The following is a 2,353-nucleotide window of genomic DNA, read 5'->3' on the forward strand; positions in this document are numbered from 1 at the left end:
GTCCCCGTACACGACGGCCGCTATCTGAACGCGGAGAGCCTGCCGTTCATCGTCGTACCGGGCGTGAGCACCCTCTGGAACCACCGCGACCACGGAGTGCGCGGCGGCAGTGTGGCGGCCGTCGTGTACGGGGACCGGGTCCAGTACGCCGTCGTGGGTGACGTCGGGCCGCGCGAGATCATCGGCGAGGCCTCGTACGCCGCCGCCGAGGCGCTGGGTATCCGGCCCGACCCGCGCGGCGGCGGCGTGGCGTCAGGCGTCACCTACATCGTCTTCAAGGACTCCAGGGCGACCCCCATCGAGAGCCATACCTCGGCCGTCGAGGTGGGGGAGCGCCTGGCACGGAGCTTCGTGGCCGGGGCGGCTCCGGCGAAGGCGGGCACGCACGGCTGACCGGCTCGCGTCGGGGCGGCGGCGCACATGGTCCCGCGTGCACTGCCGCCCCTCGGCCGCCGTCAGACCTTGCGGTAGGTGTACGCCTCCCCGGCCGCCGCCTCCACGGCGTCGAGGTCGGCCCCGGTGGACGCCGTGACGACCGCGGCCACCGCGCCCTCCACGAACGGCGCGTCCACCAGACGCGTGCCCTCGGGGAGTTCGTCGCCCTCGGCGAGCAGCGCCTTCACGGTCAGCACGGCACTGCCGAGATCGGTCAGCACGGCGACCCCGGCGCCACGGTCGACGGAGGCGGCAGCGGAGGCGATCAGCTCCGCACTCGTCCCCAGCCCGCCCTCCTCCGTGCCGCCCGCCGGGGCGACGGGCACGGCGGCGCCGCCGCCCGCGAGACCCCGCGCCAGCTCGGCCACGGAGGCCGCCACCTGCGCGCTGTGCGACACGAGCACGATGCCCACCAGCTTGTCGTCGGCCATGGCCGCGCTCACTCCCCGTTCGCTTCCGCGAGACCCGCGACCAGCAGTGCCGCCGAGGTGGCGCCCGGGTCCTGATGTCCGATGCTGCGCTCGCCCACATAACTGGCCCGGCCCTTGCGGGCCTGGAGCGGGATGGTGGCGACGGCTCCCTGTTCGGCAGCGGCCCGTGCCGCCCCGAAGCCGCCCCCGAGGGCGTCCACGGCGGGCACCAGCGCGTCGATCATCGTCTTGTCGCCCGGCGCGGCCCCGCCCAGCTTCATCACCCCGTCGACCCCCGCGCGAAACGCCTGCGCGAACTCCTCCACGCTGACCTCGTCCGCGTCCCCGAGCGCCTTGCCGGTGCCGCGCAGCAGCGTCCCGTACAGCGGTCCGGACGCCCCGCCGACGGTCGAGATGAGCCGGCGTCCGGCGAGGATCAGGACAGCTCCGGGGGTCGTCGGGGGCTCCTTCTCCAGTGCCGCGGTGACGGCGGTGAACCCCCGCTGGAGGTTGCTGCCGTGGTCGGCGTCACCGATCGGCGAGTCGAGGGCGGTGAGCCGCTCCGCCTCACGGTGGACGGAAGCGGCGGTCGCCGTCATCCAACGGCGGAAGAAGTCGGCGTCGAGCACGGGATCTCCTTGCGTGGTCGGTACGTTGATCGCTTGCCCCGCCTTGCCTCACATGCCCCAGCGCAGCCCCGGCGTCCGTACGGGCGCGTCCCACAGCCGCAGCAGTTCCTCGTCGACCTGGCACAGGGTCACCGAGGCGCCGGCCATGTCGAGGGACGTCACGTAGTTGCCGACGAGCGTACGGGCGACGGCCACCCCGCGCTCGGCGAGCACCCGGTGGACCTCGGCCGTGAAGCCGTACAGCTCCAGCAGGGGCGTCCCGCCCATGCCGTTGACCAGGACGAGGACCGGGTTGCGCGGCGAGAGGTCCTCCAGTACGGCGTGCACGGCGGCGTCGGCGATCTCCCCGGACGTCATCATGGCCCGCCGCTCCCGGCCGGGCTCGCCGTGGATGCCGATGCCCAGTTCCAGCTCACCGGTGGGCAGATCGAAGGTCGGGCTGCCCTTGGCCGGCGTGGTGACGGAGCTGAGCGCGACGCCGAAACTCCGCGCGTTCTCGTTGACCTGCCGGGCGATCGCCTCGACCCGCTCCAGCGGCAGGCCCTCATCGGCGGCGGCCCCCGCGATCTTCTCCACGAACAGCGTCGCGCCGGTGCCGCGCCGCCCCGCCGTGTACAGGCTGTCGGTCACCGCGACGTCATCGTTGACCAGCACCTTCGCGACCTGGATGCCCTCGTCCTCGGCGAGTTCGGCCGCCATGTCGAAGTTGAGCACGTCACCGGTGTAGTTCTTCACGATGAACAGCACCCCCGCCCCGCTGTCCACGGCCGCGGCGGCGCGTACCATCTGGTCGGGCACGGGTGACGTGAACACCTCACCGGGACAGGCCGCCGACAGCATCCCAGGACCGACGAACCCCCCGTGCAACGGTTCGTGCCC

Annotated in this window: 4 protein-coding genes; 1 reads left to right on the forward strand and 3 read right to left on the reverse strand. The window is 73.3% G+C overall.

Translation table 11 applies throughout. The features are described from left to right. Positions 1-393: glycoside hydrolase family 75 protein (locus BZL64_RS37720; protein ID WP_208639613.1), on the forward strand; the 393-nt coding region annotated here is incomplete at its 5' end. A 62-nt stretch (positions 394-455) separates the two neighbouring features. Here the strand turns inward: BZL64_RS37720 and BZL64_RS37725 are convergent. The 3 genes from BZL64_RS37725 to dhaK form a co-directional block, all read right to left on the reverse strand. Continuing rightward, positions 456-866 (reverse strand): PTS-dependent dihydroxyacetone kinase phosphotransferase subunit DhaM, encoded by a 411-nt coding sequence (locus BZL64_RS37725; protein WP_086773459.1) that lies wholly within the window; start codon positions 864-866, stop codon positions 456-458. Between the two features lie 8 nt (positions 867-874). Continuing rightward, positions 875-1,474 (reverse strand): dihydroxyacetone kinase subunit DhaL, encoded by a 600-nt coding sequence (gene dhaL / locus BZL64_RS37730; RefSeq protein WP_086773460.1) that lies wholly within the window; start codon positions 1,472-1,474, stop codon positions 875-877. A 48-nt stretch (positions 1,475-1,522) separates the two neighbouring features. After that, on the reverse strand, positions 1,523-2,353 hold an 831-nt coding region (gene dhaK / locus BZL64_RS37735; protein WP_086773462.1), incomplete at its 5' end, for a dihydroxyacetone kinase subunit DhaK.

Origin of the sequence: Streptomyces bobili (assembly GCF_002154575.1) — a bacterium.
Classification (GTDB): domain Bacteria; phylum Actinomycetota; class Actinomycetes; order Streptomycetales; family Streptomycetaceae; genus Streptomyces; species Streptomyces bobili.